This is a genomic window from Bartonella sp. AC70YNML (assembly GCF_042196545.1).
GTDB lineage: Bacteria > Pseudomonadota > Alphaproteobacteria > Rhizobiales > Rhizobiaceae > Bartonella.
This window is the reverse complement of record NZ_JBHIQK010000003.1, coordinates 46,630-69,235: the sequence shown is the minus strand read 5'-3', so window position 1 is coordinate 69,235 and position 22,606 is coordinate 46,630. Positions and strand designations below refer to the sequence as shown.

The window sequence follows — 22,606 nt, the reverse complement described above, 5'->3', positions numbered from 1 at the left end:
AACAAATGGAGTTTGATCTTGACCCACGTAGTAACCGACAACTGCATTCACTGCAAATATACCGATTGCGTTGAAGTCTGCCCAGTTGATTGTTTTTATGAAGGGGAAAATATGCTTGTTATTCACCCCGATGAATGCATCGATTGTGGTGTTTGCGTGCCAGAATGCCCAGCAGAAGCGATTTTACCTGATACAGAACCAGGATTAGAAAAGTGGTTAGAACTCAATCTTCATTATGCAAACAAATGGCCTAATCTAACCACCAAAAAAGATCCTCTTCCTCAAGCAAAAGAAATGGATGGTGTTCCAAATAAATTAGAAAAGTATTTTTCAGAAAATCCAGGAAGTGGCGAAGAGTAATGATAAAGTGTACACTCTCCTCCTTCAACGATTGAAAGACTTCTCTTGTAAAAATAAAAAATCCTTAAGCGAAATGATTGATTCTTTTAAATTTTGATGTTAGTGTTATTTTAACATGATCATCTTTCTAAGTATTTTTCTTTGCTTGTTATAGTAAAGCGGTGTATTTTTTTTTGATTTAAAAGTACTCGGCTTTTATGCTCACTTAATTGGTACAATATACTTGGTTAAAGAAAACTCAACCCTCAGGTTTATAACCTGTTTTCCGATACATTTGTTGATCATAAGGGAGTAAACTAAAATATGGCATCCCAACATGGAACGTCTTCCAAGACCAAAGAATTTGCAACCTCTGAATATATCGTCTACCCTACGCATGGAGTAGGACAAATTATAGCGATTGAAGATCAAGAAGTTGCAGGACATAAATTAAAGCTTTTTGTCATTCATTTCGCGAAAGATAAGATGGATGTCAAAGTCCCCATTGCAAAAGCCCTTTCCGTTGGAATGCGTAAATTATCTGCTAGTGATTCTGTTGAACGTGCCTTAAAAGTTTTACGCGGAAAAGCACGCGTTAAACGCACCATGTGGTCACGTCGTGCACAAGAATATGATGCTAAAATCAACTCAGGAGATCTTATTTGTATCGCCGAAGTGGTCCGTGATCTTTTCCGCTCTAATCTACAGCCTGAACAATCTTACTCTGAGCGCCAACTTTATACAGCTGCTCTTGAAAGAATGGCCCGTGAAATTGCGGTTATCAATAGTCTTTCTGAAACAGAAGCGATCAATCTCATAGAGATGCATCTCTCCAACAAGCCGGAACGCGAGTTTAAAACTGAGAGAGAAGAAACAGATGAAAACAGTAAAGCTGTCTACGCTGCATAATACACTCTTTCATCATAATGATGATATTTCGATAAAACCAGCGAAAAGCTGGTTTTATTTTTTAACATCCTCTCTGCCCTTAAGGACAAAGTTTCTTAACCAGCGCCAATCTATAAACAATCTAACTTTTCGACAAATTCCTCCTCCTTATTTTCTTTCTTCATAGATAACAAACTGATTAATCATCATAATCTAGCATTATTCATATTAAATTAGAATCTTGAATATGGTAAGATTTCTCATTTTAAATTGCTCTCATGTTGAAGCAATCAAATCACTTGCTTGTCAATCACAAGAGGAGCTGATCTGTGGGTAAAAACTGTATAAAAAGAGTGAGATACTGTCTCAAGCACCAAAGGATATACCAACATTGGAATCTGGCAAGATGTGTAAGGGGCGGGGGCTTGCTTTTTTATTTAAGCGTAAAGAGCATAGTGCCGTTTATACACTACACCCGAGACTTTACCATTTACCCTTCTACAAAACCATTATAACATTCAAAAACGCCGTCATAAAATGGATGCCACAAATATTGAAAAATATTCCTTTAAAAAAAGCGTGACAGTACAACATAAGCATATTTTGTATTGGGCGCTCTATTTTGCATGAGAAGCATTCCCCCCATTAAAGAACGCGATAAAAAAAACATGAACTAAAACCATCATCTCCATTCTGTAAAAGGCATTCCAAATACTTTTGAAAGCAGTAAAGCTCACTTAAAAAATAACAATAAAAATGAACGTTAGCATTGCCCTTTCAATTTCATACTTTTCCCAAATGAGGTTTCTTATTTCAGAGATTAGGAGATATACGCAATATTCTTACTCCAATCGAACACAAAAAATCTAGAATGATTCATAGAACTCTTAAAAGTCTTAATCTCTATTTCAAACAGACTTCTAAAGATTGGATATTCTCAGCAGGAATTGTCCATATATCATCTTTAATCTGATTCACGAATATGACGCAAAGGATTAATACGAACGCCTGTCAGGATAAGCAAACGCAAAGCCAATTGTGTTATGTTTTGTGTTTTACAGAGTAACTTATAAAAGGAAAGAACATCTCTCCAATCCATGGCTGGTCTATGAGTGGTTTTATGACGTTGTTTGCCTAAGAGTGCGCGTGCTTTTTTTGCTTGTAAATCAACATCCAAACCCAAAGCAACCGCATGTTTGAGACAAAGATTAAGATGCTTCAGTGCTTTATCTGCTGTTGCAGCTTTTGCATGCCAAATAGAGACAAGAATACTTCTCAGTTTGCGTAATCTCTGAAACAGGCAGACAGCCTAATTTAGGGAGAATATAAAGGCGTAAGGGTGAAAACCAATCACAAGCTTGACCATCTCCTTTTAGTTCAGCTTTACGGCTTTCAAAAGCATCTAGAGCAATATCTTTTAAGTAATGGAGATTACGCATTGCCTCACGCTTTTGTTTATCACGTTCTTTAATGAGGTCACGCCCCTCATGCAAAACAGAACACCATTAATTTGTACATTTACGGGCTTGTTTTAAAGAAACATCTCGCAAGGCACCCAAGCCCATTTCACGGCGCCGACCATGAATGGTATAACGTTAAGTCCATTGACCACCCCCATCTCTTACGTTTGTGAAGAAGCAAGCCGGCACCATCACTATATTTTCCAGCTCGTGGGTGTTGCGACAGCCCTTGGCACTTAAGACAATTCATAAGAACCATTTCTAGTCCTTTCTTATACAAATTTTATCCACACACTTATCCCGCTTATGACGTGCAAGCGAGTGGTTTTGATTGATTCTAGATAGAGAGATTTGAAAAAAGTGAATTATATATATAAATCAATATGTTGTATAGTGATTAACAGATAACAAAAAAATCATAAACTTAGGTAAGCACCACTATAAAATCATTCATAAACCAGCTATGAACTGGAAAAACGTACCGGCTTTGTAAAATACTTTGCTACCCCCACACATAACATATTTGGTTTTAAGTTTACTTATTTTTACAAGCTGTTCCCAACAAATCCCTTATATTCACAAAAATACGAAAAATATATGGAAAATTCTTAGTTCAAAAATATGAAAAGACAGCGTGATATTTATAGAAGAGTCTCATATACCTTTATCATAAAAAGCACTAAAGATTATTGAATCTGTATAGCTTTTGTCTTGTAACGGTTTTCTCTTTTCTGCTCATAAGAAAGCACGCTGATATCAGCATACACTTAACCCCAATGTTACAACAATTCTTACATTTGAAAATATTCATTATAGACATTTTTTCCTTTTTTATAGAGTTTTTACCCACATGCCAGCCCCACTTGTGACCGAAAAGCAAGTGATTGTCATTGATTCAACATAGGGAAAAATTTGAAATGAGAAAATCCTACGATAGATCTTCCATTTAAGGCGCAAAACAACAAATGATCTCTATAAATCAATGTAATGTCGATCTCTATTTTTTAAGGAGAATCACATGTCACAATATAAGTCTATAGACAAACCATTGCCTTAAATATTCTCATAAAAAACACCGTTATGCTTTATGCTTAAAGCCTTACATGGATCAACCGCCTTAAAGACGATATTTAACGGTCTAATAGGATTCTCTCTACGGTCAATAAAGATTAAGTGTGATACAAAATGATTCTATTACTGAGCTAACTTATATCAATACCCAAGCTCTTAACGAAGTCATCATAAAAGACACTGATACAAGCAATCCTTTATAGCCTCTCAAGAAAACAAGAAAATCATCTCCCACAATAGAATCATTTTTCTACAGAAAAACTTTATCCCACACATGTTTTCAAGAAAAAGTGAAAAACGCATCTTACCCAATGCATTCACTAATGAAATAAAAGAAGCTCACCACTGGAAAAGAAATAAAATGCTAAAGTTTTAACTACTAAAACGGAACGCCCACGATACATTCCCTGTTCCACATCGATAGAAGACGATGCAAGGGAACCTCAACATTCATCTTAAAGCGAAAATGCACGCCCCAAGCGTGCATTGATCGATGAAATAAAAGAAGTTCACCAATGGAAAAGAAAGAAAACGCTAAAGTTTTAACTACTAAAACGGAACGCCCACGATACATTCCCTGTTCCACATCGATAGAAGACGATGCAAGGGAACCTCAACATTCATCTTAAAGCGAAAATGCACGCCCCAAGCGTGCATTGATCGATGAAATAAAAGAAGTTCACCAATGGAAAAGAAAGAAAGCGCTCAGTCTTTAACTACTAAAACGGAACGCCCACGATACATTCCCGTTTTCAAATCAATGTGATGAGGACGACGTAATTCACCAGAATTTTTATCTTCGATATAAGTCGGCGCCTTCAGAGCATCAGCCGAACGGCGCATGCCCCTCTTCGCTGGAGAGGTTTTTCGTTTAGGTACAGCCATAAAAAGACACTCCAAATCCATTAAAACAGAAAAAGCAATGTCAAAAATGACAATGCTTCATTTAAAAACACCATAAAATTTGAAGATATTATACACTGATAAAAAAGAAGAGGCAATGTCAAAATGATCCTCCTCTTACTAAAAATGACCTTCTTATTATAAAAAATGGTGTCACAATAATCAAATGAATATCAAAAACACTGCAAAATTTGAGAATTTTATACACCAATGAAAGCTTTTTTATAAGACCTTCATTTAATTTTTATTTGGTTTCAAAAGGGATTAGCGCATACAGTAGAGATACGGATAAAAAGAGAAGTTGATTTTTAATAAAAAATGACGCCAATTTATGAAAACAAGAAAAAGTGACAATCTTTCTCTTTAAATTTCATAATTTCATTTTTGTAAAAACAAAGGAAGCAAGAATGCACGAATTTACCACCCTTCTTGCAAAACATAGAGACACCGTTGAAAAACGGCTTGATACCCTGTTAAGTGATCAAATCCAAAATGGTGAAATTTCACGCCCTAAAAACTTAATCAAAGCCATGCGCTATGGTGTGCTGAACGGTGGAAAACGCTTGCGTCCTTTTCTTGTAATTCAAAGTGCTACACTTTTTGACGTCCCTGTAGAACATTCTCTTGATGTTGCATGTGCCTTAGAATGTGTCCATTGTTATTCGCTCATTCATGATGATCTTCCCGCTATGGATAACGATACACTCCGGCGTGGAAAACCCACCGTCCATATAGCATTTGATGAAGCAACAGCAATTCTAGCAGGCAATGCCCTCTTAACATTTGCCTTTGAAATCATTGCTCATAAAGCTAGTACTTTATCTACAGATATTAGAATCAAGCTGATCACGTCCCTTGCACAATCGGCAGGACTTGGCGGTATGTTAGGTGGACAAATGCTAGACCTTGAAGCTGAAAAAAGACCGCAAGAAAGTACTGACATCATCACTCTACAACACATGAAAACAGCAGCCCTAATAAGCTTTGCTTGCCAAGCAGGCGCCATCATTGGCAATGCATCTAAAGAATTAACCGAAAAGCTTACTGATTTTGGTACCTATCTTGGTTTAGCCTTTCAATTAACTGATGACCTTCTTGATGTCACCGCCAACACGCAAACCCTAGGAAAAACGGCTGGGAAAGATAAAACGGCACAAAAAGCCACTTTTATTCGCCTTTATGGCATTAAAGAAACACAAAAAAAACGCGATGAACTGATTACAAAAGCAGAAGCACTTTTACATCCTTTTGGCACCAAAGCAAAACCGCTCCAACAAGTCGCCCGCTTTAGTGCAACACGCAAAAATTAAACTTCACCCGCCCTACTTTTACACCTTCATCTTTGTTGAATGCATAATAGACTTTTCAAAGAGACTTCAATATCGTAGGTCTGCATTATAGCTCCTATCATGAAATGGATGTGCTAAATATTGAGAGGTGTTTCATTAAAACAAGCGCGCGTGAATTGATAACACAAATACATTCTAGGCATCCTATTGTGCTTGAAAAACGCCCCCCTCATCAAAAAATGAAAGAAACAAAAACGGTAAAGCAATGCGTAATATTCAGGCTTTAAAAGATATCGCCATGGATGCTTTAAAGCCGAATAAAAAACAACCGTAAAGAAAGAAACTCGTTTCTCCTTTATATCTTTAATCTTCTAACGATAAGGTAAAAAATAAACAGAATAAATATAAAACAGAGCATTTTATAAACCCGCAAAAGACAATAAAAATGCCGATTGGCTTTGTAGCCTTATCAAAATCATCTGTTGTTCATTGCCAACCGTAGAAGTACAATGCCCTCAGTAAAGAGTCGTAATTTTTATGCCTTTCCACGCTATCTTGTTGTAAAAGATCAAATATGGTTACATTCTGTAAATTCACTCGTGTATTGTTGCTCTCTAAAAACACTTTTACAAAAGTGCTGATTGTTTAGTTTAAGCATCATTTTTTTGAAACTCGTATTTAAAATATCAGAAAAAAATGAACATAATGGCTATTTTGATTTTTATGCCACCCTCAAAGAACAAAATCTTTTAACCTAATCTACTCTGTAAACAGTCTAGTGTCCTACCGAGTAGGTTTCTCTCGTTTTCCACGCATACGATTCACTTAAACTAAAGACGCGATAAACAAGACTTAAGAATATTCACCATGCACTTCTTAAAATACTTAATGTATCAAACAGGATACCTTCACTACCCTTCAAATGACGGTATGTTACGGCATAACAGGATAAATAAAGTCATCAATTTCAATAACACGAAAAAAAAATATTATTACCGATCTCTCTTTTCTTAGCAAGAAAGATATAAAACATTTGATTTATAATGGTAATTCATGTTTTTCAACTTGAATAAGAACCCTAAATACCGTAAGATTCCTTCATTTCAAATCTGTGTATATTGAATCAATCAAAATCACTTGCTTGCACCTCACAAGCGGGAAAAGCCGTGTGGAGCAAAACATCAAAGAAAGGACTAAAAAATGCCTCTTATGAACCGGCTTAAAAGCCATGGGCTGTCCACAACATTAGGAGCTAGCAAAGTGAATGATTGTGTCGGAACGCTCCTTCAAAAGCAGAAACATTTTTATTTACAAAAGTGTGTAATAACTTCAATTTAATAATAATCATGGTCACTATACAACTTTAATTCATCACGCTCTTTATCTCGTTTATTCAATTCATCACATAAAAAGAGAATTGATAAAATTAAACAGAGAATGATCATTGCAACAGAAAGATAAAAAAAGTCCTTATTATTATATATAAAAGCGCAATCTAATTTGTGATAAGTCGTTTTTTCAACCCAAGTGCAAATTTGCTCCTTTAAGTGCAGTTTTCTTATTAAGATGAAAAGCATCATTGTAAATGAACCTATACCTGTTGCCAAAGCTGGAAAATATGTCCACCTTTTGAAGCCATAATGAACAAATATGCAACATGGATAAGAAAATGCCGCGATTATTAAGACTATTATAGCCATTTAATATCCTTCGAGAGAACTTTGCTCGTTAAATGTCATTTGTAAATTCCTCTTGGTTGCATCATGTCATATATCGTGCGGAGCTCTATGCAAAAACGTGCTATTTTTCTAGTATTTTCACTATGACCAGCGTTCATACTAGACACGAGATCAATAATTTGTGTTGTAGAACTGATGCCATTTCCGCTTGAAGAATTAAGAAATTTTTTTGCGTAATCAATCATGGGGTCAGTAGAATTCATAGACATATTATAGGCCCAAATAAAATCGCTTTCTCTCCAGTTATAGTCATAACGCAAACTGCTTATGACATTGGGTAACATTGCCCATGACATCTCCTCATTATAATCACCACGCAATAAATTAACAAAGCGTCCACATAAAACAATAAGTATGTGACGATGCCATATAATATCAAATTTTGGCGCTATATTCTGATAGCCACGACTATAGATGAAGTTTCTTGCTTGTTCTTGCTTTTGAAAATGTTCAAAAGTCTCGTATTTTTCACTGATATATTCTTCGTAAAGTTTATTGTACTGCTCTAGACTATCTACACGCGTACATCCTAACAATACAAATACAGAAAAAAGAGTTATAAATGTTATAATAGGCGTTATAGATAACGATTTCATCGCTTTACCTTTTAATGACTATAATTTGTAGAACTTAACAGATTTCTATTAAATATATCAATATGTGTTTATTTATTTTTGTTTATATCAAATTATACTTAACGATATTGCTGTTTTTAGTTTTATGATTTCTCCAAGAAGAAGGGATCATTCAAAATCCGTACAAATAGGTTTTCTTTACTATCTGAAAGTATTTTCTAACGTCAGAACATGCAGAGTTCACTCTGCAACCAAAGAGAAAATACCCTAAATAAGAATGAAAGATGTAAGAAAACATCTCAATAAGATGATGTGTATTTTAAAAAAAGCAATGGTAAAATCCGCTAACTATACCAACAATAAAATCGATCATGAGGAAATCCGATTAGGACAGGCTAGAATTGTCCTCCCGCTTATTAAACACTGCGTAGCAAGACATTTCCGAAAAATATAAGCGAAAACAGGAAAATTGTTGTGCACTATCACCATTCCTTAATAAGTATATAATCCGGTACAATCATGTTCTCTATCAGCTTCTCATCTTGCCAACAACTCTTAGCGTTCAAGAATATTCATGAGAAGCCTTTTTACTTCTTTTTTATGATTTTTACACTACGCCCACTTATAATGTACAAGAAACATGATTTTGATTAATATACATAGATTTGCAATAAGAAGAACGGACAATATTCAGCTTTCTCATTCAACATGAAAACAATGATAAGACTTATAAATCAAAGCCTTGATCCACTATAATGCCCGATGAGACATGCGTGATAATGATAAGTAAATATTCTCACAGAGCTTTTTTGAGATTTCCTTCTAAAAAAAACACTGCCAACAAGTAAATCAATAAATAAACAGCAAAAATATAAACGAGCGAGAAAAAGCCAAACATATCGACCATATACGCACTCATGTAAAAAAATACCAAGAGGCTCAATCTTCCAACGGTTGACAAGAAAGATTCATATGTAGCCCTGAAATGATCACTAATACTATCATGCAAAACAACTTCTACACGAAGATATGTATACTTAATGAGATAAAAAATCATACAGACTAAAATGATAGCAATTTCTTTTTTCGGTTCAAAAAAAGCAATGGTAAAAATCAGTGAAGCTGAAAGAAACAACAGTAAAATAAAGTTCATTCTTTCACTTAGTTTTGTAAAGAGAAAACTAGCCAAAAGCTGAGAGAACAATATCAGCGAAAATGTCACACCAAGATCAAAATAAGTGACATTAATATGATGATCTTTAAATATCCACTGCCAATACTGCGAGAATATATTGAAAAAGATCAATGAAAAATAAAAGCATAAAGAAATATAAGGAACTTTAATAAAAATAGACAACATCTCCTTAGCTTCACAAATGAGAGAATTCACTTTATTTGGTTTTTTCTCCCCCTTCAAGTCATCAAGAAAAAACAAACCAAATAGTGTTGTCATCAACATTAAAAACGCCGCGATATACCATATATATTGGCTTGAATAATCAGCAAAATATGCACCGATTAAACTGAATATAAACATGCCGATGTAATTATATTGAGAGCTCGCTCCCAGCACTTTTTTAGTCGATGTCACTTTTGCTTTTGCATATTGAACAAGTAAAGCATTATAAGCCCCCGCAATCAATGTCAGTGATAAGGCATTAAAAGATTCTGCTAAAAGAAAACCGTAAAAGCTTGTAGAAAATCCCATGAGACATAGCCATGTAGCAGCAAAAGCCGCTGCCAAAACAATCGATATTTTATAACTTTTTCTATCGGCAAAATATCCCAGAGGAATATCTGTAACCATCATAATAAAAGCCTGAAACGACTTAATGATCCCGATATCAATAAGAGTTAGCCCTTTTTCAAGCATATAAAAGACAATGAAGGCACCTGTTAAAATTCTTATACCGTTAAATAAAAATCCAAATGCTAATATACTGGTCATGCATTCCCCCAATAACACCCAAAAAGGCACCATATACATCATTTTATATCAATATAAAAAGCTTATATTTCACGACAAATAGAGCAATAACCGCTATAAGGATCTCCAATCCTATCAATTTGATACCCCGAAAAATTCTGGGAAAATGCCTAAAAAATCAATAAACAATGTTCTTTCTATAATTTGACATTTGTCAAAATCCGCTAAATATTTCACTGTCTCAAAAGCAGCCCAAAAACCAGCAACAACATTTACGGATCTATTAAAGTATTCATATCATTTTGCTTAATAGTCTTAACACACTCAAGCTCATTAATATCCTTCATAAGCTTCTCATTCTAAAACAGGCATATCATCTGGTTTTACCTAAAATAATAAGCAACCAACAACAGTATTGACCATAGCTAAAGCAGCACACAACAGCCCCCTCTTCAAATTGAAGACAGCTTGTTTAAAAAAACGACACACCCTTTTTACTTCAACCTTATGCGATTTTTACCTCAACCTTGCCCAAAGCGTGTATGAATATAATCACTCAAAAGCGCTTCAAATTCTTCAGCAATGTGATCACCCCGCAAAGTTTTTACCTTTTGTCCCTCAATAAAAACAGGAGCCGCTGGACTTTCCCCCACTCCAGGCAAAGAGATTCCAATATCCGCATGTTTTGACTCCCCCGGTCCATTGACGATACATCCCATCACAGCCACCTTCAAACTTTCAACCCCAGGATATTTTTCACGCCAAACGGGCATATTTTTGTGTAAATCCGCTTCAATTTTTTGTGCCAATTGCTGAAATACTGTCGAGGTCGTGCGACCACATCCAGGACAAGCAGCAACAACAGGCAAAAATTGTCGAAACCCCATTACTTGCAAAAGTTCTTGTGCAACTTTGACTTCTCGTGTTCGATCACCACCAGGTTCAGGGGTTAATGAAATTCGTATCGTATCACCAATCCCTTGCTGTAATAAAATGCCCAAAGCCACCGAAGAAGCTACAACCCCCTTTGTTCCCATCCCTGCTTCTGTCAAACCCAAATGGAGTGCATAATCACAACGCTCTGCCAAGGCAATATAGACAGCAATAAGATCTTGGACATCACTCACTTTAGCAGAAAGAATAATTTTATCACGTCCCAATCCTAACTCTTCTGCTAAAGCAGCCGAAAGCAAAGCCGACTGAACAACAGTTTCCCGCATCACTTCAGCCACAGATAAGGGTTTTTCTTGCTGTGCATTTTCATCCATAAGCCGTGTTAACAACGCATTATCAAGAGAACCCCAATTCACACCAATGCGAATAGGTTTATGATACCGACAAGCAATCTCTATAATTTCCGCAAATTGGCGATCTTTTTTTGCACCAAAGCCAACATTTCCAGGATTGATGCGATATTTTGCAAGCGCCTCAGCACACGCAGGATGCTCTGATAAAAGCTTATGACCAATATAATGAAAATCCCCCACCAATGGGATAAAAAAACCTAACCTCTCCAATCGCTCCCGTATTTTTGGGACAGCAGCTGCTGCTTCATCGCGATCAACAGTAATCCGAACCAATTGAGACCCAGCTTGCCAAAGAGCAGAAACCTGCGCAACAGTTGCATCAACATCCGCTGTATCTGTATTGGTCATTGACTGGACAACAATCGGGCTCTCCCCCCCAACGATCACATCACCAACAGCAACACCAACAGACCGACGACGCTCAAGTGGTTTAGATAAAGGATAGGTCGTACTCATCAAGTCCTCAAATTTTTAAAACCTGCGCTATCAATCATCGTTTATATCGACTTCCTCCGCGCTTCAAAGGACGAAAATTACACCGCCCACCAATCTTAACAGATTGCTCTCAAAAGGTTCTACCTACTAACACTGATGCAATACAATTCATAGGTGGATTCATTCTATAGACGCACCGGATAAGTTCTACTACTTCTGTTCAAGTTTATACTTCTACACTTGGTTGCTTCAAAAAGAAACTGAAACAAAACAGAGACAATACTGTATTTTTAAGTTGCATGCCGATACCTTACATCAATGTCATCACAAAACAGTGTTTTACAACACAACAGATAACGCCTAACAAAGCGCAATTTTTAAAAATGCATGAAAGACATCGCCAAATTAATCCAACATATTGATTTGTAATAATCTATTTTTTACAAATTTAAATGGCAAACCCAAATATCGTAAGATTTCCTCATTTTAAATCTTCTTAATTGAATCAATCAATGCCACTCCCTACAGCCACAAGAGAATAGATAGATAAAAATTTCTTATAAACTATTTCAAGTGCCAAAAGTTATCCCAACACTTTAAACAAACAAAAAAATGAAGACATCGCCCACCATCTTTATGAATGAACCTTACACCATTTTGTAAAAATTTTTACCTTACATCCTTAACAAACACCATCACGAAATGAACTCGAGTACATTAAAAAATGCCTCATTAAACCCAAACTCTTAACTATCATCTCACCCACGCGCGGCATGATCAATGCAACCTTTCAATTTTCAAGCCGTTATAGCAAAACCCCAAACACAATTCCAACGATCATGCAACAATTTAACATATGAAGGAGTCAATAAATGTGTCTATTTTCACCCCATAGAAAAAATGCTAAAATTAAAAAACGTATAGCACAATTAAAAAGAGAGCTGGTTCCCGTAAATTATTGGAGTTCTCAAAATGATAGCTTTGAAAACATTTCTGAGCTGTTTAACACATGGAAACAAAAAGGCCGTCACGCACTTTATCACCTCAACGAACATGCTACAGAATTAAAGAAAAAAGCGAAAGAAAATCCTAAAAAAACCCTCGCATTAGCAGCAGGAGTCGTTTTAGTAAGCTTCTTGCTGATCCGTAAAAATTAATAACACAAGCAACAACCTCCCCTTTTAATGCCCGACTCAAAACGGGCATTTTTATGGTTTACAAAATATAAACTTTACGTCTTCCTCCTAACTTTACGCCCTCTCCCAAAAGGATAAGTTTTTCATCCGCCTCATCCGTCTTTGACTTCCTCCCCACACCTCAAAGAATGGAGATTCCTACCAGTCACCGGACTGTCAACAGTCCAGCATCTCTCGGCAGGCTTCACCTGCTGACCATTTACGCGGTTCACTTTATAGGCGCGATAGACAAGCCCTGCCCTGAATACTGATCACGATATCTAAAAAACACTTAATATGTAAAGCTTGTAATGCCTTATATCACCGCTCTAAACAACGCTGTTTTACGGCATAACAGGATAATCCAACTTTTTATCTCGCAGACTCTTCCGCTGTCCACCCATGTGGTTCGTATCACCTCACCTCAAAGGACAGTGTTGCTAGAAACTACAGGCACACAGCTTTCAATATTCCATCCCTCTACTACTGAGTTACTTCAAAAGAAATAGAAACGATTAAAAATGCATGCGCTTTAATATTCTAAGGAACATTATTTTACAGCATAACAAATAAGAACTTTAAGAGCTTTAAAAGATGTATCATAACAAACCAAATAAAATCTTCCAACGTAAACAACCACTTGCTATAAGTAAATGACGCAAAAATTAAACTGAAAAAACCCAAAATTTTATCCTCCAGAATCGACCCGTTGCGAAGTATCTACATACGTAACCACGGACATCCCAGGGATGAGCTTTTCAATTCCTTCCTGCCCAGGATCTAAAGCAATCCGTACTGAAATACGTTGCGCAATTTTGATAAAATTACCAATAGTTGTATCTGTTTTTAACAATGAAAACTCTGAGCCTGTAGCAGGTGCAAAACGAACCACACGCCCTGTTAACTTTTTGTTGTTCAATGCATCAACAGAAAAAACAACCGGTTGTCCCACACGCATCTGAGAAAGTTGCGTTTCCTTATAATTAGCAATAATCCAAATATCATCAGAAATAACAGAAACCAATTGTGTCCCCGGCATAACATATTGCCCTACCCGCGCTCCAACTAATCCAATATAGCCTGTTCGAGGAGATAAAATCTTTGTGTGATCGAGATTAAGTTTTGCTAACTCAACACTCACCTTTGCTCCCGCAATTTCTGACTGTAAACTTTGCCGTTCAAGATTTAATTGTTTTTGCAATTGTCGTTTTGTTTCCAATGCCGTCAAAAGTTGTGAAAGAGGACGAGAAACAGAACTTGCCGTATCACCAAAACCTAACTTTTTACTTTCAGGGACAATATTGGAGAATGCTCGTGAACGCGCCAATTCGACTTCTGCAGCATTAATTTCGCCCTGCAAAAGCTGTGCTTGCAATTCAATACTTGCTAGTTTTGCATTTTTTGAATCGAGAATAGCCTGTGCCCGTGCAAACTGCTGACGAAAAAGAGAATCATCGAGCTCAAAGAGCAACATTCCCTTTTCAACGCGTTGATAATCTTGCACATAAATCCGCGCGATCACCCCAGAGATCTGTGAACTAACCAGCGTAACATTGCCCTTAATGGAAGCATTATCCGTTATTTGGATGTGACTCACAAAAGGAGGAAGTCTCCAAGCCCATAAAATCAGTAAAACACCCGTAATACCTGATAGGAATGCAATAATTGTAGCTTTTGATCGTAATGCTTTTATCATTTTTTGCACCCCTCTTTCTATGACATTACTCTACTTTTCTAATGCTCGCAAAGAGCATGACTTAACAATCATTGTGACAAGAAAAATAACGAATGCAATCATTGAAATATAAAAATAAAGCCTAAAAACGTCATCATAAGCAAAAATATTTGCTGTTAACTTAAATTTTTCTATCAACATAGAAGTACCCTGCTCACTCCCCAAGCCATTGGGAACAGAGACACCATAAGAAGGCGAAAACAAAGTATTCATCTCACCAGAAATAAGTGGATCAGTAACAACAATATTTTGCGTTAAAGACTCAAAGTTCTTATGGGCAAAATAAAACTGTAGGCTGCCAAAAAAAGCAGACCCCATCAATCCCCCTGTCACTTGCGTTAACAAAAAAACAGCAATAAAGCTTAAAACATAACGCGGACCTCTCTCACCAGCGAGCACAAACCCTTTGAAAAGAGCAGGCGGCAAAAACAGTGCATAACTAAAACTCACCAATCCTTGGCTCAACATCATATCTTGCGGACGCGTTAAATGGTTTACACGACTATCTAAATAAGCTCCCAGCGCCAAACAACCCAAAGATAACAAATAAAAATAATCCTCACGCCCCGCTCGTAAAAAAAAGACGCAAACAGCTCCCCCTAACAAAATACCTAGTACCACAGCAAGATACATGGGCGCCATCTCACGATTAAGCAAACCAAAAAGATTAAAAAAGCCTACGGGCAAATTTGACCGTTCTAACAAGAAAACATGAAAGATAAATAAAATAAAAACAGATTGGACCATTTCCTTACTGAAAATCCACCGGAGATCAATCAACGGTTTTTCTCTATTAAGCTCAATAATAATAGCAATAGCCAATGAGAAAATGGCAAGTGCGAGCCCCCAACCAATCCATGGTGCTTCATACCACCAATACAATATGCCAACAGACATAATCACGGCATTTAATCCAAGACCAAGAGCAATCAAACCATAGCTTATCCAATCTAACTTTTGAATCACCTTACTGCGAACAACAGGCGTTAGGGGCAAAGTATAGATACAAACCAAGCTGATGAGAACCAATCCCATTTCCAGCGCGGAAAGACTGGAAAAACCACCATGTTCCAGCAAATCAGGAGAAATCAAACGTGATAAAGGTGCCGCTAAAGCAGCATTCATATAATTCAAGCTAAGACCAATAGTAAACTTCTTTGCTGGAGCAAAAGCCTCCATCATATAAAGCAGAGCAAGCGAAGCCAAAGGTGCAGCAGCAATCCCAGCGAAAAAGCGAATAATCAATGCAGAACGCAAATCCGTAACAAAGAGCTGTAAAACACAAACCAAAACGAAGCCAAGGATTGATAATTCAGCAAAAGCGCGCAACCCAAATTGATAGCGAATTTTGATCAACATAATCGCTATACTTACATTTGGCGCCATATAAGCCGCTACCAACCATGTTGTCTCGGTCAAAGTTGCGTGAAAATCACCGGTCAGATGGACAATGTTAGACTGAACAATATTAGCCCCTAAACCATAAGCCCATTGCAAAATAAGAGAAGCCAAAATATAAACAAAGCACTTTGGCAAAGGCCCTGCAAAAACACGACCAGGACGAGGAAAAGGTTTTCCGCTCCTTTTAGCAGACACAACCGTACTCTTTTTCCCGCTCATGTCACCTTTTCCTGTCTACCCTTGCTACGCCTCTATTAACGAAGAACCATCAGCTGACAATTGCTGGAAAAAAGCCTCTATTTTATGTTTATCCTCATCACTTGCTCCCCCCTTTAACGTCGCTTGGACTTGCAAAATCTGCTGTTCTAATACATCAAAAGAAAGATGCTCTACAGCCACAACATGCTCTACCAATAAAGAGCAGCCTGAAAAGGTAATATTTGCAACACCTCCACATACAGCAAATAATTTCTCACCTAAAGAAGTGCGAACACGAACATTGCCCAACACAATACTTGCCACCAATGGCGCATGATGCGCCATAACTGTTAAAGAACCTGAAGCTGAAGGAAGAACAACAGACACGACCTGATCTGAAAACACAATTTTTTCAGGCGATACAAGCTCAAACAAAAAATGCTCTTCTCTATTGTTTTCCACAAAAGTCTCCACAATACCCGATATAAGGACTTTCCGTTTTTTTCAACGACTCGTCCTTTTTAACGACAAAATATTCATGACAGTTTTCTTCTTAATAAGAAATTTCCTACTAAGAAGCCTCTGCCATAAGACGCTTTCCTTTTTCAAGTGCTTCATCAATCGAACCAACCATATAAAAAGCAGCTTCTGGCAAATCATCATAATCGCCAGCACAAAGACCTTTAAAACCTTTGATTGTCTCTTCTAAAGGGACGAGTTTTCCCGGTGAACCAGTAAAGGCTTCCGCCACATGGAAAGGTTGCGAAAGGAAACGTTCAATTTTACGTGCCCGTCCCACCAGCAATTTGTCGTCTTCAGAAAGTTCATCCATTCCAAGAATAGCAATAATATCCTGAAGTGCCCTATAACGTTGTAAAATAGTTTGCACTTGACAAGCAACCGTATAATGCTCTTCCCCAACAATCAATGGATCCAACATACGCGAGAAAGAGTCAAGCGGATCAACCGCTGGATAGATTCCCTTTTCAGCAATAGAGCGCGAAAGAACTGTCGTTGCATCCAAATGGGCAAAAGACGTTGCGGGTGCTGGATCTGTCAAGTCATCTGCAGGAACATAAATCGCTTGAACAGAGGTAATAGAGCCTGTTTTTGTACTGGTAATACGTTCTTGCAAAGCCCCCATATCCGTTGCCAAAGTTGGCTGATACCCCACAGCAGAAGGAATACGCCCTAAAAGAGCAGACACCTCAGCTCCTGCTTGCGTGAAACGGAAAATATTATCCACAAAGAAAAGAACATCTTGTCCTTCATCACGGAAACTTTCCGCAATTGTCAATCCTGAAAGAGCCACACGCGCACGTGCTCCTGGGGGTTCATTCATTTGCCCGTAAACAAGCGCACATTTTGATCCTTCCGTTGAACCATTATTCTCTCTTGGATTCACATTCACGCGACTTTCGATCATTTCATAATAAAGATCATTTCCTTCACGCGTACGTTCTCCCACACCAGCAAATACGGAATAACCACCGTGTGCCTTTGCAATATTGTTTATAAGTTCCATAATGAGAACGGTTTTTCCAACACCAGCACCACCAAACAAGCCAATTTTACCCCCTTTAGAATAAGGAGCTAACAAATCCACGACTTTAATACCAGTGACGAGAATTTCTGAAACCGTTGATTGCTCAACATATTCAGGCGCTTCTTGGTGAATAGAACGCGTTTTAGTTGCAGGAATCGGTCCCACATTATCCACCGGCTCTCCAATCACATTCATAATACGTCCCAATGTTGCTTCTCCTACAGGAACGCTAATTTGCGTTCCTGTATCCACAACCTTTTGGCCCCGCATCAGACCATCAGTTGTATCCATAGCAATCGTACGCACAGTATTTTCACCCAAATGCTGTGCAACTTCCAACACCAAACGATTGCCTAAATTCTCTGTTTCCAAAGCATTGAGAATATTTGGCAATGCGCCTTCAAATTGCACATCAACGACAGCACCAATAACCTGCTTGATCACACCAACAGCGCCTTTTGCCTGCTCTTCTTTTTTTACAGGCGTATCTTTAGCTGCACTACGCGCAGATGCAGACGAAGCCTTAACACCCGCTTGAGATTTCGAAGCGGCTTTTTTCACGCTGGAACGAGCAACTGGTTTCTTTTTTTCACCTTTTTCTGTTCCTTTGCTTGAGGTTACTGCTTTTACCATCAATCCTTACCTTTTCCATTTAAAGCGCTTCAGCGCCCGCAATAATTTCGATCAATTCTGTCGTAATCTGTGCCTGACGCTGACGATTATAAGCCACCGTCAATTTATTAATCATTTCACCTGCATTGCGCGATGCATTGTCCATAGCCGTCATCTTTGCGCCCATTTCACCAGCAACATTTTCCAACAAAGCCCGAAAGATTTGCACTGAAAGATTGCGTGGCACAAGCGTCTCTAAAAGAGAAGCAGCATCCGGTTCATACTCATAAACAATCGATTGAGATCCCTTACTATGATCGGTTTGCTCTACAACATCTATGGCCTCAACAACTGCTTTTGGAGCAATCATTGGAATCAAACCAAAAGCTGTCGGTCGCTGATTAATGACGGAAACAAATTCAGAATAAAACAGCGTACAGACATCGAAAGCGCCATCATTGAATAAATCAACAATCCGTTGACTAATCATCACCGCCTCTGCAAAACTAATTCGCTTTACAGCATGCAAATCGATGTGATCAATTATCAAACCTTTGTAATCACGCGATAAAATATCCGCACCTTTTTTACCTACGGTAATAATTTTCACTATTTTACCAGATGCCAACAGTACTTTAATCTGTTCACGTGCACGACGAGCAATTTGCACATTAAAAGCACCACACAAACCGCGCTCAGCAGTACATACTACCAGGAGATGCACATCATCTCGCCCTGTGCCTCGCATAAGAGCAGGCGCATCAACACCATCCACATCAGCAGCGACACTGGTCAAAATATCAGCCATTCTCTTCGCATAAGGACGAGCAGACTGCGCCGCCTCTTGTGCACGATGTAACCTTGCTGCTGCAACCATCTGCATAGCTTTAGTAATCTTTTGTGTTGCTTTAACCGAAGCGATACGGTCTCTAAGATCCTTTAGTGAGGCCATTCAAGCATTCCATTAATTCATCACGAAAAATTTTTCGCATAAGTGTTAAGAACCGTCATCAACTTATCTTTCAGCTCGTCTGTTAACTGCTTTTGCTCAGCAATTGCCTTTAAGAGATCTTGATAATCACTCCGCAAAAGCACCAAAAGCCCCTGCTCAAACCGCGCAACATCAGAAACCGCTAGAGAATCAAGATAGCCATTCACACCCGCGAAAATAACCACCACCTGTTCTTCTGTTTTGAGTGGAGAAAATTGTGGCTGCTTTAAAAGCTCAGTCAAGCGTGCTCCTCGATTCAGCAGACGCTGGGTTGACGCATCCAAATCAGAGCCAAACTGCGCAAAAGCTGCCATTTCACGATATTGCGCCAATTCACCTTTAATCGAGCCGGCAACCTGTTTCATCGCCTTAATTTGTGCAGCAGAACCAACACGCGACACAGAAAGACCAACATTTACAGCGGGACGAATTCCTTGATAAAACAAATTAGTCTCCAGAAAAATTTGCCCATCCGTAATCGAAATCACATTTGTAGGAATATAGGCGGAAACATCATTTGCTTGCGTTTCAATGACTGGCAAAGCTGTCAAAGACCCAGATCCATTTTCTGCATTCAACTTCGCAGCCCGCTCTAAAAGACGCGAATGAAGATAGAAAACATCTCCCGGATAAGCTTCACGACCTGGAGGACGACGTAACAAAAGAGACATTTGACGATAAGCCACCGCCTGTTTTGACAAGTCATCATAACCGATCAAAGCATGTTGCCCATTATCACGAAAATATTCGCCCATAGCACATCCGGCAAGAGGCGCAATAAATTGCAATGGCGCTGGATCAGAAGCGGTTGCCGCCACAATAATAGAATATTCCAGTGCTCCACGTTCTTCCAAAACTTTAACGAACTGCGCCACCGTCGAACGTTTTTGACCGATAGCGACATAAATGCAATAAACTTTGTCTTGTTCTCGTCCAGCCTCTTTTTCATGAAAAGGCTTTTGGTTTAAAAATGTATCGAGCAAAATCGCTGTTTTTCCTGTCTGGCGATCACCAATCACTAATTCACGCTGCCCCCGTCCAATGGGGATGAGTGCGTCAATCGCTTTCAATCCGGTCGACATCGGTTCATGCACAGACTGACGCGGAATAATTCCAGGCGCCTTAACATCAACACGACGACGTTCTGTTGCTTTAATGGGTCCCTTACCATCGATAGGATTTCCCAATGCATCAACCACACGCCCAAGCAAAGCGGGACCCACAGGAACATCCACAATAGCACCCAATCGTTTTACACAATCCCCTTCACGGATATCGCGATCTGAGCCAAAAATGACCACACCAACATTATCAATTTCCAAATTGAGAGCCATACCGCGCACACCGTTTGGAAAAGCAACCATTTCCCCTGCTTGGACATTATCCAAACCATAAACGCGGGCGATACCATCCCCAACAGAGAGAACCCAACCAATTTCTGAAACCTCAGCCTTTTGGTCAAAGTTTTTGATTTGCTCTTTTAGAATTTTTGAAATTTCAGATGGTCTAATATCCATCAGCTGACCTCTTTTTTCAATGCAAGCTTAAGCGAAGACAATTTTGTTAGAAGGGACGTATCAATTTGAGACGCCCCCACACGAACGATTAATCCACCAAGAATCGTTGGATCCACAATGATGTGTAGCAAAACTTTTCCCCCGACGACACTTTCCAAAGCCTCACACAATTCTTGTCTTTGTTGAGAACTTAAGGAGCGCGCAGAAATAATTTGTGCTGTTACTTGATTACGAGCGCGTGCAACACAACGTTGAAAAGCATGTAAAATACCAAATACGGCACTAAGCCTACGGTTTGCTGCAATAACGCATAAAAAATCACCAATAACCTGTCCTGCGTTTTTATCAGCAAATTTGATGTTTTCACAAATAGATTGCATCACCTTAATTTGCTCTTTGACTGAAAAGAATGGACTGAGCACAAAGCGTTTTAAATCTTCATTTTGCTCCAAGACAAGCAAAATTTTTTCCACTGCCTTTTCAACTTTTTCAACGTTCCCCGCTTCTTGAACGCAATCAAAAAGCGCTTGCGCATAGCGTTGATCTACCAACGGCAGCGGTATGAGAGAAAATGAATCCGACACGAAATACCGCCTCTTTCCCTTGAGCGACTCTCTGATAGTTATCAGATGAAATGAAACAGACACTCTCTATTTTAAGAATCTTCTTCTTAAAACTTAGAACAAAAATCATTTGGTTTCTAGCATAGACATAACTGACTCGCAACACCACAAATCGCTGCTTTTTAAAAATTTTAATAAAATATTCAAAATATTTTTAAAAAGCATTTTTTTAGATATACAGGATGGCATCATAGTTTTTTTATGCCTCTTTTTGACATTCTCTGAGCGATTTTTTTCACTCTCTTTAATTTTACTCCCAATGCTCTTTCCACCCCCAAAAAACGGTTCTTCCTTAACATTAAAGATCAGCCTCTTATCACCATAAGAGCTTTCGCGAGAAGCAACTATGCATTGCCTCACACTTTTGTTTATTGCGTTCTAGAATGGGATTACATCCCTCACGAGAACAGCACGCCATTGGGTTGCAATTTAACAGGCTTGTTTTAAAGAGACATCTCTCAAAGCTCCCAAGCCCATTTATGACAGCACCCATAAATGGTATAACAGTAAATCCATTGAGCCCCCATCTTTACGCTTATGAAGAAACAAGCGTTCCCCACACCACACACTTTGCCCAGTTCCCAATATTGCGACAGCCCTTGGCATTAGAGACGATTCATAAGAAGCACTTTTACTCCTTATCTTCTATAGTTTCACTCCACATACTCAATTCCCGCTTGTTATGTACAAGCGAATAATTTTGATTGATTTAACATACACAGGTTTGAAACGAGAGAAGCTTACGATATTCGAAACTCTCATTCAACATACAAAACAATGCATTATCCTTATAAACAAGACTGCGACTGCGACTGCGACTGCGACTGCGACTGCGACTGCGACTGCGACTGCGACTGCGACTGCGACTGCGACTG

16 protein-coding genes and 1 pseudogene are annotated in these 22,606 nt (G+C 38.4%); 4 read left to right on the top strand and 13 right to left on the bottom strand.

Annotated features, from left to right (window positions below):
* Window positions 1-18: 18 nt before the first annotated feature.
* Both fdxA and ACFIMU_RS03700 read left to right on the top strand, forming a co-directional pair.
* Window positions 19-360, top strand: coding sequence for a ferredoxin FdxA (gene fdxA, locus ACFIMU_RS03705; protein ID WP_015856977.1), 342 nt, complete (start codon window positions 19-21; stop codon window positions 358-360).
* A gap of 303 nt (window positions 361-663) precedes the next feature.
* A complete protein-coding gene (locus ACFIMU_RS03700) occupies window positions 664-1,248 on the top strand; it encodes a CarD family transcriptional regulator (RefSeq protein WP_273790499.1) in 585 nt (194 codons plus the stop codon).
* 906 nt (window positions 1,249-2,154) lie between these two features.
* On the opposite strand, the pseudogene ACFIMU_RS03695 reads toward ACFIMU_RS03700, so the two are convergent.
* From ACFIMU_RS03695 to rpmF, 3 genes and pseudogenes are all read right to left on the bottom strand, one after another.
* Window positions 2,155-2,946: pseudogene (locus ACFIMU_RS03695) on the bottom strand (tyrosine-type recombinase/integrase); the annotation flags it as partial.
* 1,191 nt (window positions 2,947-4,137) lie between these two features.
* Window positions 4,138-4,332, bottom strand: coding sequence for a hypothetical protein (locus ACFIMU_RS03690; protein ID WP_375606572.1), 195 nt, complete (start codon window positions 4,330-4,332; stop codon window positions 4,138-4,140).
* Between the two features lie 131 nt (window positions 4,333-4,463).
* Window positions 4,464-4,643 (bottom strand): 50S ribosomal protein L32, encoded by a 180-nt coding sequence (gene rpmF / locus ACFIMU_RS03685; RefSeq protein ID WP_005774555.1) that lies wholly within the window; start codon window positions 4,641-4,643, stop codon window positions 4,464-4,466.
* Window positions 4,644-5,068: 425 nt separating this feature from the next.
* Here rpmF and ACFIMU_RS03680 point away from each other — a divergent pair, with 425 nt between their 5' ends.
* On the top strand, window positions 5,069-5,971 hold the full coding sequence (locus ACFIMU_RS03680) for a polyprenyl synthetase family protein (RefSeq protein WP_375606573.1): 903 nt from the start codon (window positions 5,069-5,071) through the stop codon (window positions 5,969-5,971).
* Window positions 5,972-7,685: 1,714 nt separating this feature from the next.
* Here the strand turns inward: ACFIMU_RS03680 and ACFIMU_RS03675 are convergent.
* The 3 genes from ACFIMU_RS03675 to ispG all read right to left on the bottom strand — a co-directional run bounded on the left by ACFIMU_RS03675 (window position 7,686) and on the right by ispG (window position 11,954).
* Window positions 7,686-8,285 carry a hypothetical protein gene (locus ACFIMU_RS03675; RefSeq protein WP_375614517.1) on the bottom strand — a complete coding sequence of 200 codons (600 nt, stop codon included), beginning with the start codon at window positions 8,283-8,285 and terminating at the stop codon, window positions 7,686-7,688.
* Window positions 8,286-9,060: 775 nt separating this feature from the next.
* Window positions 9,061-10,212: an MFS transporter gene (locus ACFIMU_RS03670; RefSeq protein WP_375696830.1), complete on the bottom strand. Its 1,152-nt coding sequence runs from the start codon at window positions 10,210-10,212 to the stop codon at window positions 9,061-9,063.
* A gap of 500 nt (window positions 10,213-10,712) precedes the next feature.
* On the bottom strand, window positions 10,713-11,954 hold the full coding sequence (ispG, locus tag ACFIMU_RS03665) for a flavodoxin-dependent (E)-4-hydroxy-3-methylbut-2-enyl-diphosphate synthase (protein ID WP_375606576.1): 1,242 nt from the start codon (window positions 11,952-11,954) through the stop codon (window positions 10,713-10,715).
* Window positions 11,955-12,805: 851 nt separating this feature from the next.
* Here ispG and ACFIMU_RS03660 point away from each other — a divergent pair.
* Window positions 12,806-13,090, top strand: coding sequence for a hypothetical protein (locus ACFIMU_RS03660; RefSeq protein ID WP_375606577.1), 285 nt, complete (start codon window positions 12,806-12,808; stop codon window positions 13,088-13,090).
* A gap of 706 nt (window positions 13,091-13,796) precedes the next feature.
* Here ACFIMU_RS03660 and ACFIMU_RS03655 read toward each other — a convergent pair.
* The 7 genes from ACFIMU_RS03655 to atpH all read right to left on the bottom strand — a co-directional run bounded on the left by ACFIMU_RS03655 (window position 13,797) and on the right by atpH (window position 21,692).
* Window positions 13,797-14,804 (bottom strand): HlyD family secretion protein, encoded by a 1,008-nt coding sequence (locus ACFIMU_RS03655; RefSeq protein ID WP_375606578.1) that lies wholly within the window; start codon window positions 14,802-14,804, stop codon window positions 13,797-13,799.
* Between the two features lie 30 nt (window positions 14,805-14,834).
* Complete coding sequence (locus ACFIMU_RS03650; RefSeq protein WP_375606579.1) at window positions 14,835-16,463, bottom strand: MFS transporter; 1,629 nt, start codon at window positions 16,461-16,463, stop codon at window positions 14,835-14,837.
* A gap of 24 nt (window positions 16,464-16,487) precedes the next feature.
* Complete coding sequence (atpC, locus tag ACFIMU_RS03645) at window positions 16,488-16,904, bottom strand: ATP synthase F1 subunit epsilon (protein ID WP_375615019.1); 417 nt, start codon at window positions 16,902-16,904, stop codon at window positions 16,488-16,490.
* Between the two features lie 109 nt (window positions 16,905-17,013).
* On the bottom strand, window positions 17,014-18,621 hold the full coding sequence (gene atpD / locus ACFIMU_RS03640) for a F0F1 ATP synthase subunit beta (protein ID WP_375696829.1): 1,608 nt from the start codon (window positions 18,619-18,621) through the stop codon (window positions 17,014-17,016).
* A gap of 19 nt (window positions 18,622-18,640) precedes the next feature.
* Entirely contained in the window at window positions 18,641-19,552 is a 912-nt protein-coding gene (locus ACFIMU_RS03635) for a F0F1 ATP synthase subunit gamma (RefSeq protein ID WP_375606582.1), read from the bottom strand.
* 20 nt (window positions 19,553-19,572) lie between these two features.
* A complete protein-coding gene (gene atpA / locus ACFIMU_RS03630) occupies window positions 19,573-21,108 on the bottom strand; it encodes a F0F1 ATP synthase subunit alpha (protein WP_375606583.1) in 1,536 nt (511 codons plus the stop codon).
* Window positions 21,108-21,692, bottom strand: coding sequence for an ATP synthase F1 subunit delta (gene atpH, locus ACFIMU_RS03625; RefSeq protein ID WP_375614519.1), 585 nt, complete (start codon window positions 21,690-21,692; stop codon window positions 21,108-21,110). The genes atpA and atpH overlap by 1 nt, the downstream gene beginning before the upstream one ends.
* Window positions 21,693-22,606 lie beyond the last annotated feature (914 nt).

Bases quoted from the DNA above. Each gene is read 5' to 3' on its own strand.
- ACFIMU_RS03660 (WP_375606577.1), top strand. From the start codon at position 12,806: ATGTGTCTATTTTCACCCCATAGAAAAAATGCTAAAATTAAAAAACGT.
- ACFIMU_RS03690 (WP_375606572.1), bottom strand. From the start codon at position 4,332: ATGTATCGTGGGCGTTCCGTTTTAGTAGTTAAAACTTTAGCGTTTTCT.
- ACFIMU_RS03655 (WP_375606578.1), bottom strand. From the start codon at position 14,804: ATGATAAAAGCATTACGATCAAAAGCTACAATTATTGCATTCCTATCA.
- atpA (WP_375606583.1), bottom strand. From the start codon at position 21,108: ATGGATATTAGACCATCTGAAATTTCAAAAATTCTAAAAGAGCAAATC.
- ACFIMU_RS03680 (WP_375606573.1), top strand. From the start codon at position 5,069: ATGCACGAATTTACCACCCTTCTTGCAAAACATAGAGACACCGTTGAA.
- rpmF (WP_005774555.1), bottom strand. From the start codon at position 4,643: ATGGCTGTACCTAAACGAAAAACCTCTCCAGCGAAGAGGGGCATGCGC.
- ispG (WP_375606576.1), bottom strand. From the start codon at position 11,954: ATGAGTACGACCTATCCTTTATCTAAACCACTTGAGCGTCGTCGGTCT.
- ACFIMU_RS03675 (WP_375614517.1), bottom strand. From the start codon at position 8,285: ATGAAATCGTTATCTATAACGCCTATTATAACATTTATAACTCTTTTT.
- ACFIMU_RS03650 (WP_375606579.1), bottom strand. From the start codon at position 16,463: ATGAGCGGGAAAAAGAGTACGGTTGTGTCTGCTAAAAGGAGCGGAAAA.
- ACFIMU_RS03700 (WP_273790499.1), top strand. From the start codon at position 664: ATGGCATCCCAACATGGAACGTCTTCCAAGACCAAAGAATTTGCAACC.
- ACFIMU_RS03635 (WP_375606582.1), bottom strand. From the start codon at position 19,552: ATGGCCTCACTAAAGGATCTTAGAGACCGTATCGCTTCGGTTAAAGCA.
- atpD (WP_375696829.1), bottom strand. From the start codon at position 18,621: ATGGTAAAAGCAGTAACCTCAAGCAAAGGAACAGAAAAAGGTGAAAAA.
- ACFIMU_RS03670 (WP_375696830.1), bottom strand. From the start codon at position 10,212: ATGACCAGTATATTAGCATTTGGATTTTTATTTAACGGTATAAGAATT.